This is a genomic window from Sulfurimicrobium lacus (assembly GCF_011764585.1).
Lineage (GTDB): Bacteria > Pseudomonadota > Gammaproteobacteria > Burkholderiales > Sulfuricellaceae > Sulfurimicrobium > Sulfurimicrobium lacus.
In genome coordinates, this window is the sequence record NZ_AP022853.1 from 1213230 (window position 1) to 1238701 (window position 25472).

The 25472-nt window shown below is 63.1% G+C and carries 24 protein-coding genes; 10 read left to right on the top strand and 14 right to left on the bottom strand.

Annotated features, from left to right (window positions below):
• Nucleotides 1-20 precede the first annotated feature (20 nt).
• Nucleotides 21-1535 (top strand): bacteriohemerythrin, encoded by a 1515-nt coding sequence (locus SKTS_RS06110; RefSeq protein ID WP_244617457.1) that lies wholly within the window; start codon nt 21-23, stop codon nt 1533-1535.
• On the opposite strand, the gene SKTS_RS06115 is transcribed toward SKTS_RS06110, so the two are convergent.
• Genes SKTS_RS06115 through SKTS_RS06125 form a run of 3 tightly spaced genes read right to left on the bottom strand, consistent with a single transcriptional unit; the run spans nt 1525 to nt 5376 of the window.
• Nucleotides 1525-3450, bottom strand: coding sequence for a transglutaminase TgpA family protein (locus SKTS_RS06115; protein ID WP_173061803.1), 1926 nt, complete (start codon nt 3448-3450; stop codon nt 1525-1527). The two genes, SKTS_RS06110 and SKTS_RS06115, sit on opposite strands and share 11 nt — an antisense overlap.
• Nucleotides 3447-4457 carry a DUF58 domain-containing protein gene (locus SKTS_RS06120; protein WP_173061806.1) on the bottom strand — a complete coding sequence of 337 codons (1011 nt, stop codon included), beginning with the start codon at nt 4455-4457 and terminating at the stop codon, nt 3447-3449. Before SKTS_RS06120 ends, SKTS_RS06115 begins: the two co-directional genes overlap by 4 nt.
• A gap of 1 nt (nt 4458) precedes the next feature.
• A complete protein-coding gene (locus SKTS_RS06125; protein ID WP_173061809.1) occupies nt 4459-5376 on the bottom strand; it encodes an AAA family ATPase in 918 nt (305 codons plus the stop codon).
• A 70-nt stretch (nt 5377-5446) separates the two neighbouring features.
• On the opposite strand from SKTS_RS06125, the gene SKTS_RS06130 reads away from it, so the two are divergent.
• Together SKTS_RS06130 and SKTS_RS06135 are read left to right on the top strand one after the other, a co-directional pair.
• Entirely contained in the window at nt 5447-5869 is a 423-nt protein-coding gene (locus tag SKTS_RS06130; RefSeq protein WP_173061812.1) for a DUF3617 domain-containing protein, read from the top strand.
• Nucleotides 5870-5920: 51 nt separating this feature from the next.
• Nucleotides 5921-7021: a hypothetical protein gene (locus tag SKTS_RS06135; protein WP_173061815.1), complete on the top strand. Its 1101-nt coding sequence runs from the start codon at nt 5921-5923 to the stop codon at nt 7019-7021.
• Between the two features lie 39 nt (nt 7022-7060).
• Here the strand turns inward: SKTS_RS06135 and SKTS_RS06140 are convergent, their stop codons facing one another.
• From SKTS_RS06140 to radC, 5 genes are all read right to left on the bottom strand, one after another.
• Nucleotides 7061-7597, bottom strand: coding sequence for a CNP1-like family protein (locus SKTS_RS06140; RefSeq protein ID WP_173061818.1), 537 nt, complete (start codon nt 7595-7597; stop codon nt 7061-7063).
• A gap of 89 nt (nt 7598-7686) precedes the next feature.
• A complete protein-coding gene (gene rpmG / locus SKTS_RS06145; protein WP_173061821.1) occupies nt 7687-7854 on the bottom strand; it encodes a 50S ribosomal protein L33 in 168 nt (55 codons plus the stop codon).
• 10 nt (nt 7855-7864) lie between these two features.
• Nucleotides 7865-8101 (bottom strand): 50S ribosomal protein L28, encoded by a 237-nt coding sequence (rpmB, locus tag SKTS_RS06150; RefSeq protein ID WP_173061824.1) that lies wholly within the window; start codon nt 8099-8101, stop codon nt 7865-7867.
• A 56-nt stretch (nt 8102-8157) separates the two neighbouring features.
• Nucleotides 8158-8733: an NAD(P)H-dependent oxidoreductase gene (locus SKTS_RS06155; RefSeq protein WP_173061827.1), complete on the bottom strand. Its 576-nt coding sequence runs from the start codon at nt 8731-8733 to the stop codon at nt 8158-8160.
• Complete coding sequence (gene radC, locus SKTS_RS06160) at nt 8730-9404, bottom strand: RadC family protein (protein ID WP_173061830.1); 675 nt, start codon at nt 9402-9404, stop codon at nt 8730-8732. The genes SKTS_RS06155 and radC overlap by 4 nt, the downstream gene beginning before the upstream one ends.
• A 44-nt stretch (nt 9405-9448) precedes the next feature.
• Here radC and coaBC point away from each other — a divergent pair, with 44 nt between their 5' ends.
• From coaBC to SKTS_RS06185, 5 genes are all read left to right on the top strand, one after another.
• Nucleotides 9449-10663: a bifunctional phosphopantothenoylcysteine decarboxylase/phosphopantothenate--cysteine ligase CoaBC gene (coaBC, locus tag SKTS_RS06165; protein WP_173061833.1), complete on the top strand. Its 1215-nt coding sequence runs from the start codon at nt 9449-9451 to the stop codon at nt 10661-10663.
• A 6-nt stretch (nt 10664-10669) separates the two neighbouring features.
• Nucleotides 10670-11116 carry a dUTP diphosphatase gene (gene dut / locus SKTS_RS06170; RefSeq protein ID WP_173061836.1) on the top strand — a complete coding sequence of 149 codons (447 nt, stop codon included), beginning with the start codon at nt 10670-10672 and terminating at the stop codon, nt 11114-11116.
• Between the two features lie 99 nt (nt 11117-11215).
• Complete coding sequence (acnB, locus tag SKTS_RS06175; protein ID WP_173061839.1) at nt 11216-13777, top strand: bifunctional aconitate hydratase 2/2-methylisocitrate dehydratase; 2562 nt, start codon at nt 11216-11218, stop codon at nt 13775-13777.
• An 89-nt stretch (nt 13778-13866) separates the two neighbouring features.
• The gene (locus SKTS_RS06180; RefSeq protein WP_173061842.1) at nt 13867-14475 is read left to right on the top strand and encodes a glutathione S-transferase; all 609 of its coding nucleotides are present in this window, start codon (nt 13867-13869) and stop codon (nt 14473-14475) included.
• Between the two features lie 38 nt (nt 14476-14513).
• Entirely contained in the window at nt 14514-15008 is a 495-nt protein-coding gene (locus SKTS_RS06185) for a DUF4124 domain-containing protein (RefSeq protein ID WP_173061845.1), read from the top strand.
• Between the two features lie 24 nt (nt 15009-15032).
• Here the strand turns inward: SKTS_RS06185 and mnmA are convergent, their stop codons facing one another.
• The 5 genes from mnmA to SKTS_RS06210 form a co-directional block, all read right to left on the bottom strand.
• The gene (gene mnmA / locus SKTS_RS06190; protein ID WP_173061848.1) at nt 15033-16097 is read right to left on the bottom strand and encodes a tRNA 2-thiouridine(34) synthase MnmA; all 1065 of its coding nucleotides are present in this window, start codon (nt 16095-16097) and stop codon (nt 15033-15035) included.
• 237 nt (nt 16098-16334) lie between these two features.
• A complete protein-coding gene (locus SKTS_RS06195) occupies nt 16335-16874 on the bottom strand; it encodes a hypothetical protein (protein WP_173061850.1) in 540 nt (179 codons plus the stop codon).
• Entirely contained in the window at nt 16874-17317 is a 444-nt protein-coding gene (locus SKTS_RS06200) for an NUDIX hydrolase (RefSeq protein ID WP_173061853.1), read from the bottom strand. Before SKTS_RS06200 ends, SKTS_RS06195 begins: the two co-directional genes overlap by 1 nt.
• 8 nt (nt 17318-17325) lie before the next feature.
• Complete coding sequence (locus SKTS_RS06205) at nt 17326-17799, bottom strand: cyanophycin metabolism-associated DUF1854 family protein (protein ID WP_173061856.1); 474 nt, start codon at nt 17797-17799, stop codon at nt 17326-17328.
• Nucleotides 17783-20086 (bottom strand): cyanophycin metabolism-associated ABC transporter, encoded by a 2304-nt coding sequence (locus tag SKTS_RS06210; RefSeq protein ID WP_173061859.1) that lies wholly within the window; start codon nt 20084-20086, stop codon nt 17783-17785. The genes SKTS_RS06205 and SKTS_RS06210 overlap by 17 nt, the downstream gene beginning before the upstream one ends.
• A 195-nt stretch (nt 20087-20281) precedes the next feature.
• Here SKTS_RS06210 and SKTS_RS06215 point away from each other — a divergent pair, with 195 nt between their 5' ends.
• Nucleotides 20282-22477, top strand: a complete 2196-nt coding sequence (locus tag SKTS_RS06215; protein WP_173061862.1) for a cyanophycin synthetase — start codon at nt 20282-20284, stop codon at nt 22475-22477.
• Between the two features lie 28 nt (nt 22478-22505).
• Complete coding sequence (cphA, locus tag SKTS_RS06220; protein ID WP_173061865.1) at nt 22506-25076, top strand: cyanophycin synthetase; 2571 nt, start codon at nt 22506-22508, stop codon at nt 25074-25076.
• Nucleotides 25077-25169: 93 nt separating this feature from the next.
• On the opposite strand, the gene SKTS_RS06225 is transcribed toward cphA, so the two are convergent.
• A complete protein-coding gene (locus tag SKTS_RS06225) occupies nt 25170-25436 on the bottom strand; it encodes a hypothetical protein (RefSeq protein WP_188200237.1) in 267 nt (88 codons plus the stop codon).
• Nucleotides 25437-25472 lie beyond the last annotated feature (36 nt).

Consider the following 25472-nt stretch of genomic DNA (forward strand, 5'->3'; position numbering starts at 1 on the left):
ACCCGGCAAAGGAGCGAAAAATGGACATGACTGCAAGCGCGGAAAAATTCGAGGCTTTTGCCTGGAATGACAAATTCAGGACAGGCATCGAGGTGGTGGATAGCCAGCACCACAAGCTGGTCGACCTGATCAACCGCCTCGGCGCGATTTCCATGCGTCAGGCCGGCACCGAGGAACTGGGCGGGATTTTGACCGAACTGGCCAATTACACCGTCTACCACTTCGATACCGAAGAAAAACTGATGCTGGAGCGCCACGTCAGCGCCACGCATCGGGAAGGCCATGTCAAGGCACACCAGCATTTCACCGCCCAGGTCGGCGTGGCGGCGCAGATCCTGTTGCGTGCCACCGATGTCACCCAGCAGCTGGTGGCGCCGCTGCTGGAATACCTGACGCGCTGGCTGGTGCACCACATCCTCGGCCAGGACACGCGCATGGCGCAGGAAATCATGGCGCTGGAAGCGGGGGCGAACCCCGACGAGGCGGTACGCAAGGCGAACGAGCACATGACGCAGTCGGCCAACGTGCTGATGGAAGCGCTCAACGAGATGTACGGCAAACTCGGCGACAAGACGCTGGAGGTGATGCAGAAAAACCAGGAACTGGAAGCGGAGCGGGTCGCCCTCGAGGAGCGCGTCAGGCAGCGCACGGAAGACTTCCAGCGGCTCAACGAACAGCTTCTCTCCTACAGCCTCGAACAGCAGGAACTTAACGAAAAGCTGGAAACCGCCCATACCCAACTGCTGCAGTCGGAGAAGATGGCTTCCATCGGCCAGCTCGCCGCCGGCGTGGCGCACGAGATCAACAACCCGGTGGGCTTCGTCAATTCCAATCTCGGAACGCTGGAAAAATACATGGCTGACCTGTTCACGATGATTGCCGCTTACGAGCAGGCCGAAACCAGGGTAGGCGGGAAGCACTGCCCCGAAGTCGAACAAGTCAGGAAAAACGTCGATTTGTCCTACCTCAAGGAAGACATTCCCAACCTGGTCAGGGAGTCGCGCGAGGGTCTGACGCGGGTCAAGCAGATCATCCTGGACCTCAAGGATTTCTCCCACGTGGACGAATCGACCTGGCAGCGGGCCGACCTGGAGAAGGGCATGGACAGCACGCTCAACGTCGTGACCAATGAAATCAAGTACAAGGCGGAAGTGGTCAAGGACTATGCCGGCTTGCCGGAAGTGGAATGCATGCCGTCGCAGATCAACCAGGTGTTCATGAATCTGCTGGTCAATGCCGCCCAGGCAATCGAGGAGCGCGGCGTCATCACCATCCGCAGCGGCAGCAGCGGCGCCGAAGTGTGGATGGAAGTGGCCGATACCGGCAAAGGCATCACGCCGGAGCATATCCACCGCATCTTCGACCCGTTTTTTACCACCAAGCCGGTGGGCAAGGGCACCGGTCTGGGTCTGTCGCTGTCATACGGCATCGTGCAGAAGCATGGCGGCCGCATCGAGGTGAAGAGCGAGGTGGGGAAGGGTACGGCGATGCGGGTGTGGCTGCCGGTGAGACAGGAAAGCAAAACTACGGCCTGAAACGCCGTACCGCTCGGCGCAATTCCGGCAGGCGCGTGGAATGGCGGCGGCCATAGCGCAGCTCGATGTAACGCTGCGTGATGAAACCGATCTGCTGCGCCAGATCGGGCCGCATGCGCGTGGCGCGCGCCGCGAAATCCGCCGGCCCTTCGTTGGTAGCGCGTGCGATGCCGCGGCGCGCCAGCCGGGCGCAGAATTTCTCATAGGCTGCGTGCACCGGGTCCTTGCCGCGCCGCGGCGTATGCCACAACATCCATGACGCGATCCCCAGCAACAGCGCGGCAATGCCCGTTACCATGGCGAGCGCCATGCCCTGCCACGACGCCAGCGCGCGGTTGAAGCGCGACAGGAAACGCGTCTGACGCTGCTGGTCGTAACCCAGCACCCATTGGTTCCAGTTGTTGTTGAGCAGGTCCCACGACAGGCGCGCGCGCCGCAGCCAGGCTGCGTCGAGCTGGAGCAGCGCGGGCGGCAGTTCGGCGCCGGGCAGGGCGGCGGCGATGCCGGATTCGATGCGGTTGGGCGAGACCGCCGCGGTGGGGTCGATGCGCACCCAGCCTTCCTTTTCCAGCCAGACCTCGGCCCAGGCATGGGCGTCGGACTGGCGCACGATCATGTAGTCGCCCAGCGGGTTCAACTCCCCGCCCTGGTAACCTGTCACCACCCGCGCCGGGACACCGGCGGCGCGCATGAGGAAGACTAAGGCGCCGGCATAGTGCTCGCAGAAGCCGCGCCGGGTCGCGAACAGGAAATCGTCCACCGCCTGCGGCCCGGTCAGGGGCGGATTGAGCGTGTAAACAAAAGCTTCGTTGCGGAACATCCCCAGCGCCTGCGCGACGACGGCCCGCGGGTTTTTCAGCGTGCTGCGCCAGCGCCCGGCCAGTTCCCGCGCTTGCGGGTTGCCCCTCGCCGGCAGGCGTAGCGCGCGTTCCATTTCCCCGGCGTCGGGGTCGACGTCGAAGCGATAGCGGGTGGCGGAGCTGAGGCTGTAACGCAGGCGTTGCTGCACCGGCGCCTGGGCCAGAATCGTCAAATCCCTGCCGGCTCTGCTGCCGGGCGGGAGGGTTTCCGGCAGATCGAGCGCGAACAGCCAGCGCCGGTTATGCGGCTCGAGCGTGACGGTGTAGCTCAACGCCTTGTCCAGCGGCAGCAGTTGCGCAGGCGCACGGTCACGTGGCTGGCGGGTGGACCAGGTGCCGTTGTCGTAATCCCACAGCACCGGCCCGCGCCAGTAGCGCAAGTTCCTGTGCGGCGGCGGCCCGTCGAATTTGACGCGGAAGGCGATGGCGTCGGAGCGGATCAGCTGGCTGATGGTGCCCGGCGACATGCTGTCCGAGAGCCCGGTCACGGCGCTGAAGGCGTCCTTGGGCAGGCCCCACAGCGGGCCGACGCGGGGGAAGAGCACGAACAGCAGCAGCATCAGCGGCACGGCCTGGGCCAGCAGGATGCCGGCCAGGCGCAGGCGCGGGCGGACACTCAGGCCGTCGTTGACGTCGTTGTAGCCGATCATGGTGGCGGTGTTGATGAGCACCACGAGCAGCAGGTACAGCGCGGTGGGGATGGTCTGGGAATAGAGGAAGCCGGTGATGACCAGGAAATAGCCGAGGAAAAGCACCACCATGGTGTCGCGCAGCGCCTTGAGTTCCATCAGTTTGAGGAAGCTCATGACGACCAGCAGCGCCACGCCCGCATCGCGGCCGAACAGGGTGTGGTAATGGCTGGCGATGCCGGCGGTGGCGGCGCCGGCGAGCAGGAGCAGCAGCCATTTCTGCGGCAGCGGCCGGTTATCACGCTCGATGGCCAGCCGCCACAGCCCCAGTGCCAGGCACAGCGGCCCCACCCACAGCGGCATGCGCGCCAGGTGCGGCGCGATGGCCAGGGCGATGGACGCCAGCAGCCAGGCGAGCTTGGTCATAGGCCGAATAGCGCCAAAGTTTCCAGGCACTGGCGGCGGTGCTCCGCGCCTGACGCGGGGGACAGGACGCGGCCCGGCAGGCGCAAGCCGTAGCGTTGCGCCGCGGTGTCGGCGTCCAGGACCCAGCGCGTAAGGCGCGATAACCTGGTTTCGACGTCCATTCCGGGCAGCAAATCCCAGTCCAGCCAGAGTTCCTGCTGCGTCGCGCCGTCGAACTGCTTGGTGAGCATGCCCTGTTCGCGCGCTACTGCTTTCCATGCCACATGGCGCAGCGAATCGCCATTACGGTAGGTGCGCAGGCCGCTGAAATCCTCCTGCCCTGCGCCGTGCCTGGAGCCCTGCCCGGTTTGTGCCTGGAACGCGGGCAGGGGAAGCGCTTCCGCTGCGGGACGGGGATAGACCAGGCAGTTTATGTCCAGGTCGAGATGGGTCCAGGTGCGGAACAGGCCGAGCGGGAAAGTGCTGAACAGGTTGAAACTAGGGGCGCGCAGCAGGCCGCGCCGCTGCGCAGGGAGGCCGAATGCCAGGGCGGCGGCATGATTGGGCGCGACGTCCGTGAAACCGGCCACGTCCTTCCCCGCACGCAAACCGATGGCGTAGCGCGGAATGTTGCCGGTATTGCTCGCGCTTAGGTGGAAGCGCGCCTCCTGCCCGACGAACACCGGCGCGCTCTTGCCGGCGCTGATCGTGAGCTGCGCCAGGTTGCGGTAGGTATGCAGGATGGATACCACGGCCAGGCTGCCGAGCAGGAAAGTCAGCACGAAGCCCATGCTGTTGGCGTAGTTGATGGAGCCCAGCAGCATCACCAGGAGCATCAGCGCGAAGATCAGCCCGTGGCGGGTGGGCAGGATGTAGAGGCGGCGCTGGGTCAGGGTGACCGGTGCGGCTTCCGGCGCAGGGTGCAGGAGCTGTTTCAGGAATGGGGATTGCAGAAATTCGAAAGCACTCTGGCGCAGCGGGTTGAACCGCGCCGACCAGGCAGCCAATCGGTGCGTCAGGCCCGTCATGTCACGGGATAGGCACGGCGGAGAGCAGGTGCTCGACCAGCGCGGCGCTGCTTTCGCCGCTGAACTCGCCGCTGCCGTGCAGGCGGTGTCCCGCGACCGCCGGCAGTATCGCCTGCACGTCTTCCGGCAGCACGGCATCGCGCCCCGCGATCAGCGCCCAGGCGCGGGATGCGTGCAACACGGCCAGCGCGGCGCGCGGCGACAGGCCGGTGAGGTAGCGCGGGGAGTGGCGGGTGTAGGCCAGCAGTGCCTGGATGTAATCGAGCAGGGCGTCGGAGGCGAACACTTCGCCGGCAGTCGTTTGCAGGGCATCGAGTTCCTCCGGACGGAGACAGGCTTGCAGGTCTGCCAGCAATTCGCGCCGCTCCTTGCCGCGCAGCAGGGCGCGCTCCGCCCGGGTGTCCGGGTAGCCCAGCTCGATGCGCATGAGGAAGCGGTCGAGCTGCGATTCGGGGAGCGGAAAGGTGCCGATCTGGTAGGTCGGGTTTTGCGTGGCGATGACGAAGAATGGTTCAGGCAGGGGGCGTGTTTCGCCTTCCACCGTCACCTGGTGCTCTTCCATCGCTTCCAGCAGCGCGCTTTGCGCCTTGGGCGTGGCGCGGTTGATCTCGTCGGCGAGAATCAGCTGGGCGAACACCGGGCCGGGATGAAACAGGAAGGTGGCGCTGTCGCGGTCGTACACCGAGACCCCGAGGATATCCGCCGGCAGGAGATCGCTGGTGAACTGGATGCGGTGGAAGTCGAGGCCGAGCGTTTTCGCCAGCACGTGGGCCAGCGTGGTTTTCCCTACGCCGGGCAGGTCTTCGATCAACAGGTGACCGCGCGCCAGCAGGCAGGCCAGGGCGAGGCGGATCTGGTGCTCCTTGCCGAGAATGATGCTGCCTGCTTGCTCGATGACGCGCTGGATGAGGAGATTCATGAGGGCTTGCGGCTGGTTTGTAACGGGATTATTGTACCCGATAGTATTCCAACTGATTTGGAGACCCACCGTGAAGAAACTGCTCCTCCTGCCTGCCTTGTTCGCCGTTTCGCAGGCCTACGCCGAACCCAACATGCAGGACGGCATGTGGGAAATTACCAGCAAGACCGAAATACAGGGGCTGCCGCCTGGCAGCATGCCGCCCAACATGACCCATACCATGAAGCAATGCATGACCAAACAGGAGGCCGTGCCGCGCGAGCAGGTGAAAAACCCGAACTGCAAGATGATCAACACCAAGGTGGACGGCAATACCGTGACCTGGAACATGCAGTGCCGCAACCCGGATGGCACGGTGGACAGCAGCGGCAGGATCACCTACAGCGGCACGACCTTCAGCGGCGAATCGCGGGTCAACAGCACGGGCGGCGGGATGAAAATGAATATGGTGCAGAAGATGAGCGGGCGCCGCATCGGCGACTGCAAGAAATAGGCGGCGTTCTTCACTTTTCCTATATTGCATGCGTTCAATGGGAGATCCAACATGAATCAGCATTGCCTCAAATTGTCCCTGGCCACCCTCTTCGCCGGCGGTCTTTCCTGCGCGCATGCCGCGCCGGTGAATTACGAAATGAATTTGCGCACCTATTCCGGCATGGGAGCCGGGGGTGCCATGGGTATGATGGGCGCGATGTTCGGCGGCAAGAGCAGCGTCAACAAGCAGATGGACTTGCGCCTCACCAATCCTTCCGATATTCCCGGCGATTACAGCGCCGAGCATATCGTGCCCGATGGCATGCGCATCGGGCCTGCGCTGCCCCTGAAGGGCGAGCGGCGCGGCAAGGGGGGCGAAGGCGACAGCGGGACGGAACAGCCCGAGGGAAAAGTGCTCATTTACTGGGGCTGCAGTCCCACCGTTGGCAAAGGGCAGCCGGAAGTCATCGATTTCCGCAACATGTCCGGCCGGGTACCGCCGGAAGTGGCGGCCATGGCGCGGCAGAGCCGCACGAAGAAGGGAGGCGGCAGCGTGGAATCCCTTCCGCCGCGCACCCTGTGGTGGCCGCACGGCGATGATGGATTCAAAGGTATTCCCGAGGATGCTTCCGCAGTCGGCGATCATGCGGTGAAGGCCAACTTCATGCAGCGCGACATCTCCTATACGCTGGACAAGGAAATGGATTTCCTCGAGCCGATGAATCTCAAGGCGACCAGTTCCGACCTCAAGGCGGCCATCCCGCTCGAGTGGGACAAACTCACTCGTGCAAAGGGGTACAACCTCAATGCCGCAGGGGCGACGGGCGACAAGGAAGTGACGATCTGGATGGCAGCCAAGAACAAGAACCCCATGCTTCCCGGCAGCCAGAACACTTGCACCATTCCGATTGGTATTTTCGAGAAGGCGCAAGGCGCCATGGTCATGGGCGAAGCCATCGGGCCGACCAGAGGTTTCGCCTATCCGCCGCAGAAACCCGGCGAGAAAAAACCCCTGATCTGGAGCGCCAGGGTGCGGGTGTCAGCTTTCGACAACGTGATGCTGGGGATGGGGAACGTCGCCAAGGATGCCGCCGGCGATGCAGCTGCGGATTCGGTGGTGCCGGGCGGAGGAGGCCTGATCAAGTCCCTCAAGGGCTTGTTCGGGAACTGAAGCGGGCACCAGCTTCCGCAGCCGGCGGGGGGCGTCGACCTACCAGGCCGCGCCCCCGGCGCTGAGGTGCGCGCCGGCCTGGAGTAATTTGACGGCCGCTTCACGGCTCACCACGGGAATGTTGTTCGGGCAGAAGAAGTCGTCATGAAGCATATGGTGCTGCCGGTTCACATCTTTGTAGCTGATCGTCTCCCATTTGGCGCTGCGTGCCTTGGCCCAGCTGCCATCTGCTCGCCCGAAAGCGTAGCGCTTCACTTCCGACGGGTCGCAGCGTATACCCTCGTAGGAAATATTCACCGCGCCGGCGGAAGACTTGATGATCAGGGTGTAGCGCACCACGCCGTCCTTGCCCGGCGTAATGGATGGAGCGTCGATGTAAAAACGGTTGTCGGTGGTGGCGCTGACAAAGAAGGGCAGGAGGTTTTCAGGCTTGGGGGCCGGCGGCAGTTGCGCCTCGAGTTCTGCCCAGGGTTTCTCATCGTCTTCAAATTCGGATTTTCCCCAATTGGGCTTGCCGAAATCAAAAGCGTGGGCCGCAAGCGGCAGGTAGCACAACAGCAGCAGTAGTTTTTTCATTTTTAAGCCCAATAAAAAACCCCGCACGCCTCGCGGCGCCGGGGATTCTTCACGATCGCGCGGCCAGCATGATACCGGCGCAGCGGTCATTACTTGAGTTTGATTTCCTTGTATTCCACATGCTTGCGCACCTTGGGATCATATTTCATGATCGCCATTTTTTCCGGCATGGTGCGCTTGTTCTTGGTCGTGGTGTAGAAATGACCGGTACCCGCAGTGGATTCCAGCTTGATTTTTTCGCGTCCGCCTTTAGCCATGATCTACTCCTTAAACCGATTCGCCACTGGCGCGAAGATCGGCCAGCACGGCATCGATGCCATTCTTGTCAATAGTGCGCAGCGCAGCGCAGCTCACGCGCAGGCGCACCCAGCGGTTTTCGCTTTCAACCCAGAACCGGCGGTATTGCAGGTTGGGAAGGAAACGACGCTTGGTTCTGTTGTTGGCGTGGGAAACATTATTCCCGGTCATCGGGCGCTTGCCGGTGACTTTACATACGCGTGCCATTTTGGGTACTCCGGAATTCGAAAAACGCGATTTATACCATGTTTTCGTGGTTGGACTCAAGCAAAAAATCGCATGCCGTTCTCGAAAGCGCGTTCGAGATGGCTGCGCAACGAGGCTGGATCGGCTCCGGCGTAAACGCCCCAGTTGGCCTGAGTGGGCAGGATTTCCATGCCGCAATAGCTCAGTACGCCGAGCATCGGTTCCAGGTAAAGGGTGGCGAGATCCACGTCTTCGCGCTGGCGGCTGCCGACGTTGACCAGCATTTGTGCGCGCAGCTTGAGCTGGCCCACGGTACGGCCGTCGATGTGCTGGAACGCAAAGCCCTGGGTCAACACCCGCTGCAGCCAGCCGCTGAGGATGGCGGGCGGTGTGCTCCACCATACCGGGTAGGCCAGCACCAGGCCGTCGCTGCGCTTGATGCGCTCCTGCCAGGCGCGGATTTCCGGCGAGACTTGCCCTGTTTTCCAGCTCTCCAGTTCCTGGATGGAAACCACCGGGTCGAAGCCTTCGCTATAAAGGTCGGCGATTTCCACTTCGTGGCCGCTGCTGGTCACGCCGTCGGCAAAGCGCTGTGCCAGGGCCTGGGTGAAGCTGTCCTGCTGCGGGTGGGCGGTGACAATCAATACTTTCAAATTAAACCCCGTTCTGCGAACGACAACACGGTGTCGCCGCCGACTATAAAATGATCAAGAACACGTGTATCTATGAGCGCCAGGGCGTTTTTCAAGGCCTGGGTGAGAATCTGGTCGGCATTGCTCGGCTCGGACGTTCCCGAAGGATGGTTGTGGGCCAGGATCACGCTCGCGGCATTATGGTGCAGCGAGCGCTTGACCACTTCGCGCGGGTAAACCGATGTCTGGGTAAGCGTTCCCCTGAACAGTTCCTCGATCACGATCGGTCGATTCTGCGCATCGAGGAACAGCACAGCGAACACTTCGTAGCCCTTGCGGCCCAGGGTCAGGCGCAGGTAGTCCTTGACCGCCGCCGGCGAGTTCAGGGCGTCGCTGGCGCGCATTTTTTCCTGCATCGCGCGCCGCGCCATTTCCAGCACCGCCTGCAGTTGCGCATATTTGGCCGGGCCGAGTCCGGGAATGCTGCAGAATTCCTGCTGGCTGGCATCGAACAGTCGGGCCAGGTCGCCGAAATGATTGGCCATTTCGCGCGCCAGGTCCACCGCGCTTTTGCCCGCCACGCCGACGCGCAGGAAAATGGCCAGCAGCTCAGCATCCGACAGGCTGGCGGCGCCCTGTTTCAGCAGGCGCTCCCTGGGGCGTTCGTCTTCGGGCCAGTCGGTAATCGCCATCAGCTATCGGGAACCCGTCTTTTTAACGTAAAATGAAGCGCATTATGACCGATTTGGCGAAAAAGCGCCTGCTGCTGGGCGTAACTGGTGGGGTGGCCGCTTATAAGGCGGCGGAACTGGTGCGCCTGCTGGTGCAGCAGAACGCCGAAGTGCAGGTGGTGATGACGCAGGCCGCGTGCCAGTTCATCACCCCGGTGACCATGCAGGCGCTTTCCGGGCGCCCGGTGTTCACCGACCTGTGGGACAACCGCATCGACAACGGCATGGCGCACATCGACTTCACCCGCGACGTCGATGCCGTGGTGGTGGCGCCGGCCAGCGCAGACTTCATCTCCAAGCTGGCGCATGGCACGGCCGACGACCTTCTTTCCACCCTGTGCCTGGCGCGCATGTGCCCGCTGCTGGTGGCGCCCGCCATGAACAAGCAGATGTGGGAAAACCCCGCCACCCAGCGCAACGTGGCCCAGATCAGGGCTGACGGCATCAATATCCTGGGCCCCGACAGCGGCGTGCAGGCGTGCGGCGAAACGGGAATGGGACGGATGCTGGAGGCGCGGGACCTGCTGGCCGGCATCGAAGCTTTTTTCCAGCCCAAGCTGCTGCAAGGCAAGCACGTCCTGGTCACCGCCGGGCCGACTTTCGAAGCCATCGACGCGGTACGCGGCATCACCAATTCGAGTTCGGGCAAGATGGGCTATGCCGTGGCGCGCGCGGCGCTCGAAGCCGGGGCGGCAGTGAAGCTAATCAGCGGGCCGAGTTGCCTCAAGCCGCCCCTGGGTGCGGAGGTGGTCAATGTCGTCAGCGCCCAGCAAATGCTCAAGGCGGTGAACGAGGCGGTGAACTGGGCGGACATTTTCATCGGCGTGGCGGCGGTGGCCGACTATTACGTGCTCAACCCCTCCGAGCAGAAGATCAAGAAGGACGCGCACATCCTGACGCTGGAACTGGCGCCCAACCCGGACATCGTGTCGAACGTGGTGAACCTGCCCGACCCGCCGTTCTGCGTCGGTTTCGCGGCGGAGAGCGAGAATCTCTACGAATACGCCGAGATGAAACGGCGCCGCAAGAACCTGCCGCTGCTGGCCGCGAACCTGGTGCAGACCGCCGTCGGTGGCGATGAAAACGAGCTGGTGCTGTTCGACGATGTTGGCGCCCACCCGCTGCCGCGCGCGCCGAAAATCACCCTGGCACGCCAGTTGATTGCCCACATTGCGAACTTGTACCAAAAAACATTGACCATGAAAAAACAGAATGGATAAAGCAGCATGAAAATCGACGTAAAAATCCTCGACCCGCGTATGCACGAGCAACTCCCTGCCTATGCCACGCCCGGTGCGGCCGGCCTGGACCTGCGTGCCTGTCTGGCGGAAGCGCTGGTGCTGAATCCAGGGCAGACCGAGCTGATTCCTACCGGCATCGCCATCCATCTGGCCGATCCCGGTTACGCCGCGCTGATCCTGCCGCGCTCCGGCCTGGGCCACAAGCACGGCATCGTGCTGGGCAACCTGGTCGGCCTGATCGATTCCGACTACCAGGGGCAATTGTTCGTCTCCTGCTGGAACCGCGGCCAGACGGCCTTCACCATCAATCCGCTGGAGCGCATCGCCCAGCTGGTGGTGGTGCCGGTGCTGCAGGCGCAGTTCAATATCGTCGACGAATTCGCCGGCAGCGAGCGCGGCGCCGGCGGCTTCGGCAGCACCGGCAAGCATTGATATTCATAACCACGGAGAGCAAGGAGCACGGCTGTTCTCCGTGCGCTCCATGCCCTCCGTGGTTAATTTGTTTTTAATTCATTTTTAGAGTAACCGACCATGCTACAAACCTATCGTGATCACGCCGCCGAACGCGCGGCGCAAGGGCTGCCCCCGCTGCCGCTTTCACCCGAACAGACCGCCGCCCTGGTGGAATTGATGAAAGCGCCGCCAGCCGGCGAAGAGGATTTCCTGCTCGACCTGTTCGAGAACCGCATCCCGGCCGGGGTGGATCAGGCTGCTTACGTCAAGGCGGCGTTCCTCGCCGACCTGGCGCATGGCAAGGTGGAGTCGCCGCTGGTGTGCAGGCAGCACGCGGTGCAACTGCTGGGCACCATGCTCGGCGGCTATAACGTCGGCACTCTGATTTCGCTGCTGGACGACGCTACGCTGGCACCGGACGCGGTGCAGGCGCTGTCTCACACGACGCTCATTTTCGACGCGTTCCATGACGTGGCTGAGAAAGTGAAGGCCGGCAATGCTCACGCCAGGCAGCTGATGCAGTCCTGGGCAGTTGCCGAGTGGTTCACCAGCAAGCCGGCGCTGGCGGAAAGCATTCAGTGCGTGGTGTTCAAGGTGGACGGCGAAACCAATACCGACGACCTTTCCCCCGCGCAAGCCGCGTGGTCGCGTCCCGACATTCCGCTGCACGCCACGGAAATGCTGGTCAACAAGATGCCGGACGGCCTGGCGACGATCGATAAGCTGAAACAGAAAGGCCTGCCGCTGGCCTACGTGGGCGACGTGGTCGGTACCGGTTCCTCGCGCAAGTCCGCCATCAACTCGGTGCAGTGGTTCATGGGCGCCGATATCCCGCACATCCCCGGCAAGCGCACCGGCGGCATTGTGCTCGGCACCAAGATCGCGCCGATCTTCTTCAACACGGCCGAGGATTCCGGCGCGCTGCCGATCCAGTGCGACGTGTCCGCCATGAAAATGGGCGACGTCATCACGATTTACCCCTTCAAGGGCGAAGTGCACGACGCGGCAGGTAAAGTTATCGCCACCTTCAAGCTGGAGCCGGTCACGCTGGCGGACGAAGTGCGCGCCGGCGGCCGCATTCCCCTGATCATCGGACGCGGGCTGACCGCAAAGGCGCGCGAGGCGCTGGGCATGCCGCATTCCGACCTGTTCATCCAGCCGCTGCCGGTGAAGGACAGCGGCAAGGGCTACACCCTGGCGCAGAAAATGGTAGGCCGCGCCTGCGGCGTGCCCGGCGTGCGCCCCGGCACCTATTGCGAGCCCGCAATGGCCTCGGTCGGTTCGCAGGACACCACCGGCGGTATGACCCGCGACGAGCTGAAGGAACTGGCCTGCCTGGGCTTCTCCGCCGACCTGGTGATGCAGAGCTTCTGCCATACCGCGGCCTATCCGAAGCCAGTGGACATCAAGCTGCACCATACCCTGCCGGAGTTCATCTCCTCGCGCGGCGGCGTGTCTTTGCGCCCGGGCGACGGCGTGATTCACTCCTGGCTCAACCGCATGCTGCTGCCCGACACCGTGGGCACCGGCGGCGATTCGCACACCCGTTTCCCCATCGGTATTTCCTTCCCCGCCGGCTCCGGGCTGGTGGCTTTTGCCGCCGCCATGGGCGCGATGCCGCTCGACATGCCGGAATCGGTGCTGGTGCGCTTCAAGGGCGAAATGCAGCCGGGCATCACGCTGCGCGACCTGGTCAACGCCATCCCCTACGCCGCCATCCAGAAGGGCGACCTGACGGTCGGCAAGCAGGGCAAGAAGAACGTATTCTCCGGCCGCATCCTGGAAATCGAGGGCCTGCCCCAGCTCAAGGTCGAACAGGCGTTCGAACTGGCGGACGCCTCCGCCGAGCGCTCCGCCGCCGCCTGTACGGTGCGCCTCGACACGGCACCGGTGACCGAGTACCTCAATTCCAACGTGGTGCTGCTGGAAAACATGATCGAAAACGGCTACCAGGACGCGCGCACCCTGCAGCGCCGCATCGACGCCATGAAGGACTGGCTGGCCAAGCCCGAACTGCTGCAGCCCGATAGCGATGCGGAATACGCCTACGTGCTGGAGATCGACCTCGCCCAGATCAAGGAGCCGCTGGTGGCCTGCCCCAACGACCCGGACGACATCAAGCCGCTGTCCGCCGTGGCCGGCGACAAGATCGACGAGGTGTTCATCGGCAGTTGCATGACCAATATCGGCCACTACCGCGCCGCTTCCAAAATACTGGAAGACGCCGGCATGATCCCGACCAAGCTATGGGTGGCGCCGCCCACCCGCATGGACGAAGCCCAGTTGCGCGAAGAGGGTGTGTACGGCATCTTCGGCCGCGCCGGCGCGCGCATGGAAATGCCCGGCTGTTCCCTGTGCATGGGCAACCAGGCGCGGGTAGCCGACCGTGCCACGGTGTTTTCCACCAGTACGCGCAACTTCGACAACCGCATGGGCAAGGATGCGCGCTGCTACCTCGGCTCGGCGGAACTGGCCGCAGTGTGCGCGCGGCTGGGAAGGATTCCCGGCGTGGAAGAATATCTGGCCATGGTGCAGGACAAGATTGCGCCCTTGGCGGACAATATCTACCGCTACCTCAACTTCAACCAGATGGAAAGCTATGCCCACAAAGGCAAGGTAATTCCCGTGGCACAGGTTTGATTTTAAGCGGTCAGCAGTCAGCTTTCAGTAGAACCCGGTTTTGCCGATGGCTGAAAGCTGACCGCCGATAGCTAACAAAGAGAAAAATTATGAAACTCCTCATATCCCTGACCAGCCCCTTCGCACGCAAAGTGCGCGTGGTGATGGCGGAAAAACGCATCGATTACGAACCTGTGGTGGACATCCCATGGGAGCCGACTACGCGCGTGCCGGAGTACAACCCGCTGGGCAAAGTGCCGGTGCTGGTGATGGACGACGGCAGTACTCTGTTCGATTCGCGCGTGATCGTGGAATACCTGGACCAACTCACCCCGGTGTCGCCCCTGCTGCCCAAGGAAAACCGGCCGCGCATCGCGGTGCGGCGCTGGGAGGCGCTGGCGGACGGCGTGACCGAGTCCGCCGCCACCATTTTCCTGGAAAAGAAGCGTCCGGAAATCAAGCAGGACGCGGAATGGATCGTGCGCCAGGAAGGCCAGGTTTTCCGTGGCCTGGAAGCCATGTCGGAGGAGTTGGGCGAAAAAACCTGGTGCACCGGTGATTTCTTCACCCTGGCGGATATCGCTGTGGGCTGCACCCTGGGTTACCTGGATTTCCGCTTTCCCCACATCCAGTGGCGCGAGTCGCACCCGAACCTCGGCAAGCTGGCAGAGAAACTGGCCCAGCGCCAGTCCTTCAAGGACACCGTGCCGGTGGCGTGATGCCGCCCAGGCCCGGTCTTGCGGTTGCCGGAGGGAATATGCGCTTTCTCCTCGCCACCCTGGCTGCAATTTGGCTCATGCCATGTGCTGGAGCCGAAACCGTTCACAAATGTTTCGACGCCAATGGCCGGGTCACCTACCAGTCGCAATCCTGCGCCAGCTCCCATCTGAAGGAAGGCGGGCGGATCGAGCCGGCGGCCGAGATCTCTCCGGAGGAGGCCGCGCGGGTCAAGGCGCAGACCGAAAAAACGCGAGCGCGTCTGGAAGCGGATACCAAAGCCAAGAGAGAAGCCGAGGCGAAGGCGCAGCAGCAGGAACAGGAAGAGCGCCGAATTCAGGCCCTGGAACGCCAGGCGCGCGCCGCGGAAGAACAGGCTCGCGCTGCCGAGCGCGAGGCCGAAGCGGCGGAAGCCGCTGCCCGGGCGCCCTTCGTCATCGTTCCCCCGCGCCGTTTTCCTCCAGGGAAACGCCCATCGGAACACAAGCCGTCGCCGCAGCAACGCTGCGCGCCGGGTGACCGGAATTGCAGGTAGAGACCTGTAATTCCGCCCACGGCGCTATGCCTGGATGATGCCCCCCCCGAGGCACACTTCGCTTTCATAGATCACCACCGACTGTCCCGGCGTGATCGCCCATTGCGGGGCGGGGAATTCGACTTCGCAACTGTCGGCGTCCACCCGGCTGAGGGCGCAGGCGGCGTCGGCCTGGCGGTAGCGGGTTTTGGCGCCGTACACCCACTGCGGATGCGGTGCCGCGCCGCTTACCCACGAGAGATCGGCGGCGGTCAGGGTGTTTTTCAGCAACAGGGGATGGGCGTGGCCCTGCACCACGAGCAGGGTGTTGCTGGCCATGTCCTTCCCGGCCACGAACCACGGCTCGCCCTGGCCGCCGATGCCCAAGCCCTGGCGCTGACCGATGGTGTAGTAGGCCAGGCCCTGGTGTTCGCCGACAATTTTGCCTTCCGGGGTTTGCATCGGCCCGGGCTGCCTGGGGAGGTAGCGCTGCAGGAATTCGCGGAACGGGCGTTCGCCGATGAAGCAGATGCCGGTGGAGTCCTTTTTGGCGAAGACCGGCAGGCCGGCCTGCTCGGCGATCTTCCGCACGTCCCGCTTGTACAGGTCGCCCAAGGGGAACAGGGTTTTCGAGAACTGGGCCTGGTTGAGGCGGTAGAGGAAATAGCTCTGGTCCTTGGTGCCGTCTTCCGCTTTCAGTAGTTCGAACTTGCCGAAGCGTTCCCGCACCCGCGCGTAATGACCGGTGGCGATCTTGTCCGCGCCCAGGTTCAGGGCGTGGTCGAGGAAGGCCTTGAACTTGATTTCCGAATTGCACAGCACGTCCGGGTTGGGCGTGCGGCCTGCCTGGTATTCCTGCAGGAACAGCGCGAATACCCGTTCCTTGTATTCCTTGGCGAAATTGACGGCCTCCACCTCGATGCCGATCTTGTCGGCGACCGCCAGCACGTCCATGAAATCCTGCTTGGCCGGGCAGTAGCCGTCCTCGCCGTCGTCGTCTTCCCAGTTCTTCATGAACAGGCCGACCACTTCATGGCCCTGCTGCTTGAGGAGCAAGGCGGCAACGGCCGAGTCCACTCCGCCCGACATGCCGACGACTATCTTACTCATCCTGTAAACCTCGGTTGGACGTGGTGGAGTGTGCGATTTTTGGGGTGCAGGGCAAGGCGCAACGACGCGGAATGGTTGTTCCATTCCACGGAGTTGCAACGCCGCCATGCGCCCCAAAAACCGTGCAATCCACCACGTAGCGGACTCGCCAAATTGGCAATTCCATGAATCAAGAAGAAATTTATTAAATTCATTGCATTCTGCACTCAATGGAGCGGTCAACCGAGGTTTGCAGGATCAAGGTTCTGCTCCGCTTTTCCATTCGTCCAGGGTAAAAATCGCCGCTGGGTGGCCAGGGTCGAAGAACCACGAATCTACCACGAATTCCTGCCCGGTTTCCTGTTCGACAATGTGTGCGGCCCAGTGGTCGTTGACCAGCAGCGGCGCGCGTTTCACCGGTTCGAGCACCTTGTGAAACCGCAGCCAGCCGTGCTCTTCCATCAAACTCAGATAAAGCGTCGCGTTGTGGGCATGGTCGATGCAATCCATGCGCCCGTCCACCCCGTCGTCCGAGACGTTGCCGCCATGGTCGTTGGAAGTGGGTGTTTGCTGTCCGGCAAAGCTAATAAATAAGCCGATCGCCTGTGCGATGGCATCGCGTTCTGCCGCGGCGTTTTGCACCCAGGTAAAGAGCATGCGGATGCGCGACAACTGTGCGCCGCGCAGGTTCGCCGTGCCATGGGCCGAGCAGCCATAGTTGTAGCAGATGGACAGCTCGTCGCCGTAGGAAGCGGGCACGCAGCACAGCAGCAGAAAGATGAAACTTCCCAGCCGCATCAATAATGGGAAATCAGGTCGAGCGGAAAGCGTCGTCCGGCGAGATAGTCTTCCACGCATTGCAGCACCAGCGGGCTGCGGTGGCGTGACCGGGTGGCACGCATTTCATCAAGGGTAAGCCACACGGCGCGAATGATGCCGGTGTCCAGGCTTTGCTGCGTATCGTGAGCGCCGACCGAGCCCGTGAAGGCGAAGCGAAGGTAGGTGATGTCCTTGCGCGGGTGGTGCCAGCTGTATATGCCGAGCAGCGACTGCGGCGTGAAGGTGTAGGCCGTTTCTTCCTGCGCTTCGCGGATGACGCCGTCGGTCAGGGTTTCGCCCGGTTCCCAGTGGCCGGCCGGCTGGTTGAACAGCGGGCCGTCGTCGGTTTCTTCTTCCACCAGGAGGAATTTTCCGTCCTGCTCGATAACGGCGGCGACGGTTACATGGGGTTTCCAGATCATGGTTTGCTCTATAAAAAACGATCCAGCAGCTTGCGGCTGGCATTATCCAGCGCTTGTATGTCGCGGATCAAGAAGTGGATGCCGTTGCTGTCGGCGATCAGCAGGGTGGAGTGAGAAAGCCGGCGGATGTCGTCTTCCCCCTTGAGGATGAAAGTGGCTTCGCCGCGGTCGGTTTCGACCTGCCACGAACTGGGTGTGGCAAAGCTGGAGACGTGGCGGATGCGCTGCACTTCCGGGATGAATTCCCGGCTCGCCAGCTCCTCTTGCAGCAGGACGCGCGAAGCGTCCGGCAGGTCGCTCAGACGCTCGATCCAGGCCAGTTCGTGGCCGTCGCTGGTGACCAGGGAGATACCCTCGTGCGGCGCGCTGATGGGAAAGGCGTGGACCGGGATGACGCCCTCGTGAACCTCGCCGCCGCTGCCGGTGAAAACCAGCTTGCCGAAGGCGTTGCGTGTCAGCTGGAAGTCATGCATCCGCGTCATCCTTGTCATTGCCGTTGTTCGTTTCGATCACATCGTCCATGTCGGTGTCCACGTTGCGCGCCTGAGCCTGATAGAGGCGGTAGTAAGCGCCTTCGCGGGCCATCAGCTCGTCGTGGTTGCCGACTTCGACCACCTGGCCGCGATCGAGCACCACCAGCCGGTCGGCTTTCCGCAGGGTGGAAAGGCGGTGCGCGATGGCGATGGTGGTGCGCCCCTGCACCAAGTTATCCAGGGCTTTCTGGATTTCCTTCTCGGTGGTCGAATCGACCGAGGAGGTGGCCTCGTCGAGGATCAGGATGCGCGGGTCGATAAGCAGGGCGCGGGCGATGGAAATGCGCTGGCGCTCGCCGCCCGAAAGCGCCTGGCCGCGTTCGCCGACCAGCGAGTCGTAGCCTTGCGGCAGGCGCAGGATGAATTCGTGGGCGTGTGCCGCGCGCGCGGCGGCGACGATTTCCGCCCGGCTGGCAGTGGGTTTGCCATAGGCGATGTTGTCGGCGATGGTGCCGAAAAACAGGAAAGGCTCCTGCAGCACCAGGCCGATGTTGCTGCGGTAATCGGACACCGGCAGCGAGCGGATATCCACGCCATCGATGCGGATCGCGCCCTCGGAGACGTCGTAGAAGCGGCAGATCAGGTTGACCAGCGTGCTCTTGCCCGAGCCGCTGTGGCCCACCAGGCCGATCATCTCGCCGGGGGCGATGGCCAGGTCGACGCCGCGGATGACCGAGCGGTTGCCATAGCGGAAGCCGGCGTTCTGGATGTCGATCCGGCCTTTGACCTGTTCGAGACGCACCGGATTGGCCGGCTCCGGCACGCTGGAGACGTGGTCGAGGATGTCGAAGATGCGTTTCGCGCCGGCGGCGGCTTTCTGCGTCACCGAAACGATGCGGCTCATGGAGTCGAGCCGCGCATAGAAGCGGCTGATGTAGGCCAGGAAGGCGGTCAGCACGCCCACCGTGATTTCGTTGCGCGACACCTGCCAGATGCCGAAGGCCCATACCACCAGCAGGCCGATTTCGGTCAGCAGCGAGACGGTCGGTGTGAACAGCGACCAGATCTTGTTGAGCCGGTCGTTGACGGCGAGGTTGTGCTGGTTGGCTTCGCGGAAGCGCGTCGCTTCGCGTTTCTCCTGGGCGAAGGCCTTGACCACGCGGATGCCGGGGATGGTGTCGGCCAGCACGTTGGTGACTTCGGACCAGACCCGGTCGATTTTCTCGAAACCGGTGCGCAGCTTGTCGCGCACCACGTGGATCATCCAGGCGATGAACGGCAGCGGCAGCAGCGTGACCAGCGCCAGCCAGGGGTTGATGGAGAACAGGATCGCCGCGGTGAGGATGATCATCAGCACGTCGGTGGCGAAGTCCAGCAGGTGCAGCGAAAGGAAGACGCAGATGCGGTCCGATTCGGAGCCGATGCGCGCCATCAGGTCGCCGGTGCGTTTGCCGCCGAAATATTCCAGCGAAAGCCGCAGCAGGTGCTCGTAGGTGGTGGTGCGCAGGTCGGCGCCGATGCGCTCGCTCACCAGCGCCAGGATGTAGGTGCGCGCCCAGCCCAGGCTCCATGCCAGCAGGGCGGAACCGAGCAGTCCCGCGAGCAGCAGCCCGACGATGCCGACGTCGATGGGCGTGCCGTTCTGGTAGGGAATCAGCACCTTGTCCATGAGCGGCATGGTGAGGTAGGGCGGCACCAGGGTGGCGGCGGTGGAGGCCAGCATGAGCAGGAAACCGGCCAGCAGTTGTCCGCTGTAGGGCTTGGCGAAACGCCACAGGCGGAACAGCGTCCAGGTCGAGGGCGGGGTATGGATTTCCCGCGTGCAAATGGGGCATTCTTCCTGTCCCGGTTCGAGCGGTGCCTTGCAGTTGGGGCAGAGCGCCTCGTTTTCGCGGGAGATGGGGCGGCCGGAAACGTGGCTTTCCAGTTGCTCTTCGAACTGGTCGAGCAGGCGCATGGCCGCGGTGTTGTGCGTCAGGGTGTAGCGCCAGCAGGCGAGGCGCGAGGTTTCGTCATGCAACTCCAGGCTGCCCACGCCGGCATGGTCGTGGCGCAGCAGGGCGAGTCCCTTGCGGTAGGGCCAGTCCTGCCATGTCGATTCTGCGCTGTCCTTGGCCAGCAGGCGGCGTTGGGTGATGGCTACCAGACCCTGCGTGAAATGCAGACGCCCGTCGAGATCCATCTCCAGCCAAGCCAGGATTTCTTCTCCGTCGGCCAGCTGCGCTGCTGCTTCGGCGCGCCAGGCATCGGGCAGGGAACTGCCTGTTGGGTTGGGAAGGAGCGGTTGGGTTTTCACGGATCTATACCTTGATTCTTCGCTGAATATGCAGAGGCGCAGTTTACTTGCCTTGGAAGCGGGCGTACAGCATCGGCCAATTGTGACGATATTTTTACCGCTGGAAGTAAACCGATAGCTGCTACTAGCGTTAAAATGGCTCTAAAGTCGTTTTGTGTTTTAATTGCCTGCGACATCCTCAATCTTAAAATAATTATGGAAAAGAATGGCATGAAGTTCCTCAGGATCATGTCTCTGCGCGGGCCGAACATCTGGACGTATCGCCCGGTTCTGGAAGTGTGGGTCGATATCGGCGCCTTGGAAGATTCCCCTTCCAACACCATTCCCGGTTTTTACGAACGTCTGTCGTCATGGCTGCCGGCGCTGAGCGAGCACCGTTGCGGCGTAGGTGAAAAAGGCGGGTTCCTGCTGCGTTTGCGCGAGGGGACCTGGGCCGGCCACATCCTCGAACATGTCACCATCGAGTTGCAGAATCAGGCCGGCATGCAGACCGGTTTCGGCAAGGCGCGCGAGACTTCCACGCGCGGCGTGTACAAGGTCGTGGTGCGGGCACGGCACGAAGAAGTCAGCCGTGCCTGCCTGCACGCCGCACGCGACCTGGTGATGGCGGCGATCGAGGATCGCCCTTTCGACGTGCCCGCCACCATCGCGCATCTGCGCGACCTGGCCGATGATTGCCTGCTGGGGCCGAGCACGGCGTGCATCGTCGATGCGGCCACGGAACGTAAAATCCCGTCGATCCGTCTCACCGAAGGCAACCTGGTGCAGCTGGGCTATGGCGCCCGCCAGCGCCGCATCTGGACGGCGGAGACCGATCAGACCAGCGCCATTGCCGAGGGCATCGCGAGCGACAAGGATCTGACCAAGAGTCTGCTGCAGTCCTGCGGCGTGCCGGTGCCCGAGGGGCGCGTGGCTGACAGCCCGGCGGATGCCTGGGAAGCCGCTGAAGACATTGGCGTTCCGGTAGTCGTCAAGCCGAGCGACGGCAACCACGGGCGCGGCGTGTCGACCGAGCTGATGACGCGCGAGGAGGTCGAGGCCGCCTACGTGCTGGCCGACGCCGAGGGTAGCGAAGTGATCGTCGAGCGTTTCATCCATGGCAACGAGCACCGTCTGCTGGTCGTGGCCGGGCGGGTGGCAGCTGCAGCGCGCGGCGAGTCGGCGACCGTGCTGGGCGACGGGCGCTCGACCATCGTCGAGCTGATCGACAGCCAGATCAACACCGACCCGCGGCGCGGCACCACCGAGGACTACCCGCTCAACGTGGTGCGCGTCGAAGACGATGCCGCGGTCCGGCTGGAAATTACGCGCCAAGGCTATACGCCCGACTCGGTTCCGCCGCAGGGCAAGGATGTGCTGATCCAGCGCAACGGCAACGTCGCCTTCGACGTCACCGACCTGGTCCATCCCAGCGTCGCCGCAACCGTCTCGCTTGCCGCCCGGATCATCGGGCTGGATATCGCGGGAGTCGACCTGGTCGCCGAAGATATTACGCGCCCGCTGGCAGAGCAGGGCGGCGCGATCGTCGAGATCAATGCCGGACCTGGCCTGCTCATGCATCTCAAGCCTGCTTCCGGAGAGCCGCGTCCGATCGGCCGCGCGATCGTCGACAGCCTTTTCGCTGCGGATGAGAACGGTCGTTTCCCCATCGTCGGCGTCACTGGCACACATGGAAAAACCATGGTCGCGCGGCTTGTGGCGCGGCTGCTCAACTTGAGCGGACGACATGTCGGGCTCGCCAGCAGCGACGGGCTTTATCTCGACCAACGCCTGGTCGAGCAAGGCGATCGCGCCACCTGGGGCGCGGCGCACAAGATACTCATTAACCGCGCGGTCGATGCCGCGGTTTTCGAGAGCGGCAGCCGCACCATCCTGAGCGAGGGGCTTGCCTACGACCGCTGTCAGGTGGCGGTGGTCACCAACCTCGACCCGGCCGCCCAGTTGCGCGAGTTCTACATCGAAACCGCCGAGCAGATGTTCAACGTGCTGCGCACGCTGGTCGACGTGGTGCTCCCCGACGGAGCCGCAGTGCTCAACGCCGACGATCCCATGGTGGCGAAAATGGCGCCTTTATGCGATGGCGACGTGATTTTCTTCGGTTCGGATGCGCAAGTTCCCGCTATCGTCGAACACCGCGCATCGGGCAAACGTGCGGTATTCGTGCGCGATGGGCGCATGGTGCTGGCCACGGGTCGGGACGAATTTGCGCTGGCCGAGCTGGCGGCCATTCCCCTCGCGAGTGCCGGGCAGGATGTCGGGAATATTCTGGCTGCGGTCGGGGCGGCATGGGCGTTGGGCATATCCCATGATCTGATTCGTGCCGGCATCCAGACTTACGGGCTGGACCAGGCTGGCGCCGCAGGCAAGGAAATCATTAGCACGGCCGCGTAGACGGCCGGGTTATAACGGGGAACAATTCATGCAAGTATCACGTATCCGGGCGCTGCGCGGCCCCAATCTGTGGAGTCGGCGCACCGCCATCGAGGCGATTGTGTCCTGCACCGAGGAAGAATGCTCGATCGGCGGCATACCCGGCTTCGAATCCAGGCTACGCGCGCGCTTCCCGGAGATCGGCGCACTGCAGACAGCAGGACACGAGGAAGCGGTCTCCATGGCGCATGCGCTCGAGCTCGCGGCGCTCGGTCTTCAGGCGCATGCGGGATGCCCGGTGACATTCAGCCGTACGGCAAGGACGCTCGAAAAGGGCGTGTATCAGGCCGTCGTCGAATACAGTGAAGAAGAAGTCGGCCGGCTCGCGCTCGAACTCGCCGAAGCGCTTTGCAATGCTGCAGCGGAGGATAAGCCGTTCGATCTGGTCGACGCGCTGGCGCGTTTGCGCGAGCTCGACGAGGATGTGCGCCTGGGTCCCAGCACGGGCGCTATCGTCCAGGCCGCGGTGGCGCGCGCGATACCCTGTCGGCGCCTGACCAAGGGCAGCCTGGTGCAGTTCGGCTGGGGTAGCCGGCAGCGCCGCATCCAGGCCGCCGAGACGGCGCGCACCAGTGCGATTGCCGAGGCGATCGCCCAGGATAAAGAGTTGACGAAAAAGTTGCTCGATGCGGCAGGCGTGCCGGTGCCGCGCGGTCGGCCGGTGGCGGATGTCGACGACGCCTGGGCTGCTGCTCAGGAAATCGGCGGCGCGGTGGTGGTGAAGCCCCGGGCCGGCAACCAGGGGAAGGGAGTCGCCGTGAACATCGCGACCCGCGACCAGGTCATGGCCGCTTATGCGGCTTCCGCCGAGTACAGTTCGTCGGTCATCGTCGAGCAATATGTTCCGGGCAACGATTTTCGCCTGCTGGTGGTGGGGGGGCAGGTCATCGCAGCAGCGCGCCGCGATCCGCCCCAGGTCATCGGCGACGGCGTTCATACCATCCGCGAGCTGGTCGAGCAGGTAAACAGAGACCCACACCGCAGCGAGGGACATGCAACCTCCCTGACCAAGATACGCTTCGACGACATCGCACTCGCGACCCTTGCCAAGCAGTCCTATAAGGCCGACTCGGTGCCCGCCGCCGGTGAACTGGTGATCCTGCGCAACAATGCGAACCTGAGCACCGGCGGTTCGGCGACCGATGTCACCGACGACGTGCACCCGGAGATGGCGGCGAGTGCGGTGGCCGCCGCGCGCATGATCGGGCTCGATATCTGCGGCGTCGACATGGTGTGCGACTGCGTGCACCAGTCGCTCGAAGAGCAGGGCGGGGTGGTCGTAGAAGTCAACGCCGCGCCCGGCTTGCGCATGCATCTGGCCCCTTCGTTCGGCAAGGCGCGCGCGGTGGGTGAGGCGATCGTTTCCTCGATGTTCGCCCCAAGCGACGACGGCCGCATTCCTGTGGTGGCTGTGGCCGGAACCAACGGCAAAACCACGACCGTCCGGCTGATTGCCCACCTGCTCGGCCAGAGCGGCCTGCGCGTCGGGATGACCAATTCCGACGGGGTTTACATCGAAGGCGGTCGCATCGATACCGGCGACTGCAGTGGACCCAAGAGCGCTCGCACCGTGCTGCTTCATCCCGACGTCGATGCGGCCGTGCTGGAAACCGCGCGTGGCGGCGTGCTGCGCGAGGGGCTCGCGTTCGATCGCTGCGATGTGGCAGTGGTCACGAATATCGGCACGGGAGACCACCTGGGTCTCAGCTACATCAGCACGGTCGAAGATCTCGCCGTGGTGAAGCGCGTCATCGTCGAGAACGTCGCTCCCGGCGGTGTTGCCGTGCTCAATGCGGCCGACCCGATGGCCGCTGGCATGGCCAGTGCCTGCCCGGGCTCGGTGACGTTCTTTGCGCTCGACCGCCAGCACCCGGTCATAGCCACGCACCGCGCCCGCGGACAGCGCGTGGCTTATGCCGAGGGCGATGCGATCGTGCTGGCGGAAGGCGATTTCGAACAGCGCCTCCCCTTGTCTGGCATTCCCCTTACACGCAACGGCACCATCGCGTTCCAGGTCGAGAATGCCATGGCTGCCATCGCTGCCGTCTGGGCTCTGGGCCTTGACTGGGATGTTGTCCGCGCCGGGCTCGCGACCTTCGTCAACGATGCGCAGACCGCGCCGGGTCGCTTCAACGTTTTTGCGTATCGCGGTGCCACCCTGATCGCTGATTATGGACATAACCCGGATGCCATTCTTGCGCTGGTACGCGCCATCGACCAGATGCCGGCGAAGCGCCGGATCGTCGTGATCAGCGGCGCTGGCGATCGTCGTGACATCGATATCCGTCATCAGACGCAGATACTGGGCAATGCTTTCGATGAGGTCATCTTGTACCAGGATCAATGCCAGCGCGGTCGTGCCGACGGCGAGGTGTTGGCGCTGCTGCAGGAGGGCTTGGCACAGGCGTCGCGCACCAAGGTGATCGAGGAGATCCGTGGCGAGTTCCTGGCTACCGATACGGCGCTTGCTCATCTCGAAGCAGGGGATCTGTGCTTGATTCTTGTCGACCAGGTTGACGAAGCGCTGGCCCACATCGCGAAGCGGATCGCCGAGGGCTGATTGATATTCTGAAGGTGGCGCTATCTTGAACTAGCGCGAAATGGAAATAAAAAAGGCGGGATAGCATCCCGCCTTTTTTACGCTAGTGCCTGATTACTTGGCAGCAGGTGCTTCAGCGGCAGGAGCAGCAGCTTCTGCTTTTTTGGCAGCCTTTTTGGCTTTCTTGTGCTTCTTGACGGCTTTCTTGGCAGGAGCAGCAGCTTCAGCCTTAGGTGCTTCAGCAGCAGGAGCGGCTGCAGGAGCAGCAGCGTCAGCAGCAACAGCGGAGAAGGTAACAGCAGCGAAAGCGGCGGCGATCAGGGCGGACAAAAGTTTGCTCATGGTTTTTCCTTGTTGATTAAAGTTAAATTTGCGCAGCACTTTTGATTGGTGCTGAATCCTTAACGCGATCGATTT

Coding starts and splice junctions, on each gene's coding strand:
- SKTS_RS06120 (WP_173061806.1), bottom strand. CDS start 4,457: ATGACGGGCCTGACGCACCGATTGGCTGCCTGGTCGGCGCGGTTCAAC.
- radC (WP_173061830.1), bottom strand. CDS start 9,404: ATGGCGATTACCGACTGGCCCGAAGACGAACGCCCCAGGGAGCGCCTG.
- SKTS_RS06110 (WP_244617457.1), top strand. CDS start 21: ATGGACATGACTGCAAGCGCGGAAAAATTCGAGGCTTTTGCCTGGAAT.
- rpmB (WP_173061824.1), bottom strand. CDS start 8,101: ATGGCACGCGTATGTAAAGTCACCGGCAAGCGCCCGATGACCGGGAAT.
- SKTS_RS06205 (WP_173061856.1), bottom strand. CDS start 17,799: ATGACGCGGATGCATGACTTCCAGCTGACACGCAACGCCTTCGGCAAG.
- SKTS_RS06200 (WP_173061853.1), bottom strand. CDS start 17,317: ATGATCTGGAAACCCCATGTAACCGTCGCCGCCGTTATCGAGCAGGAC.
- mnmA (WP_173061848.1), bottom strand. CDS start 16,097: ATGAGTAAGATAGTCGTCGGCATGTCGGGCGGAGTGGACTCGGCCGTT.
- SKTS_RS06195 (WP_173061850.1), bottom strand. CDS start 16,874: ATGCGGCTGGGAAGTTTCATCTTTCTGCTGCTGTGCTGCGTGCCCGCT.
- cphA (WP_173061865.1), top strand. CDS start 22,506: ATGCAAGTATCACGTATCCGGGCGCTGCGCGGCCCCAATCTGTGGAGT.
- SKTS_RS06215 (WP_173061862.1), top strand. CDS start 20,282: ATGGAAAAGAATGGCATGAAGTTCCTCAGGATCATGTCTCTGCGCGGG.
- SKTS_RS06135 (WP_173061815.1), top strand. CDS start 5,921: ATGAATCAGCATTGCCTCAAATTGTCCCTGGCCACCCTCTTCGCCGGC.
- acnB (WP_173061839.1), top strand. CDS start 11,216: ATGCTACAAACCTATCGTGATCACGCCGCCGAACGCGCGGCGCAAGGG.
- SKTS_RS06140 (WP_173061818.1), bottom strand. CDS start 7,597: ATGAAAAAACTACTGCTGCTGTTGTGCTACCTGCCGCTTGCGGCCCAC.
- dut (WP_173061836.1), top strand. CDS start 10,670: ATGAAAATCGACGTAAAAATCCTCGACCCGCGTATGCACGAGCAACTC.
- rpmG (WP_173061821.1), bottom strand. CDS start 7,854: ATGGCTAAAGGCGGACGCGAAAAAATCAAGCTGGAATCCACTGCGGGT.
- SKTS_RS06115 (WP_173061803.1), bottom strand. CDS start 3,450: ATGACCAAGCTCGCCTGGCTGCTGGCGTCCATCGCCCTGGCCATCGCG.
- SKTS_RS06185 (WP_173061845.1), top strand. CDS start 14,514: ATGCGCTTTCTCCTCGCCACCCTGGCTGCAATTTGGCTCATGCCATGT.
- coaBC (WP_173061833.1), top strand. CDS start 9,449: ATGACCGATTTGGCGAAAAAGCGCCTGCTGCTGGGCGTAACTGGTGGG.
- SKTS_RS06125 (WP_173061809.1), bottom strand. CDS start 5,376: ATGAATCTCCTCATCCAGCGCGTCATCGAGCAAGCAGGCAGCATCATT.
- SKTS_RS06180 (WP_173061842.1), top strand. CDS start 13,867: ATGAAACTCCTCATATCCCTGACCAGCCCCTTCGCACGCAAAGTGCGC.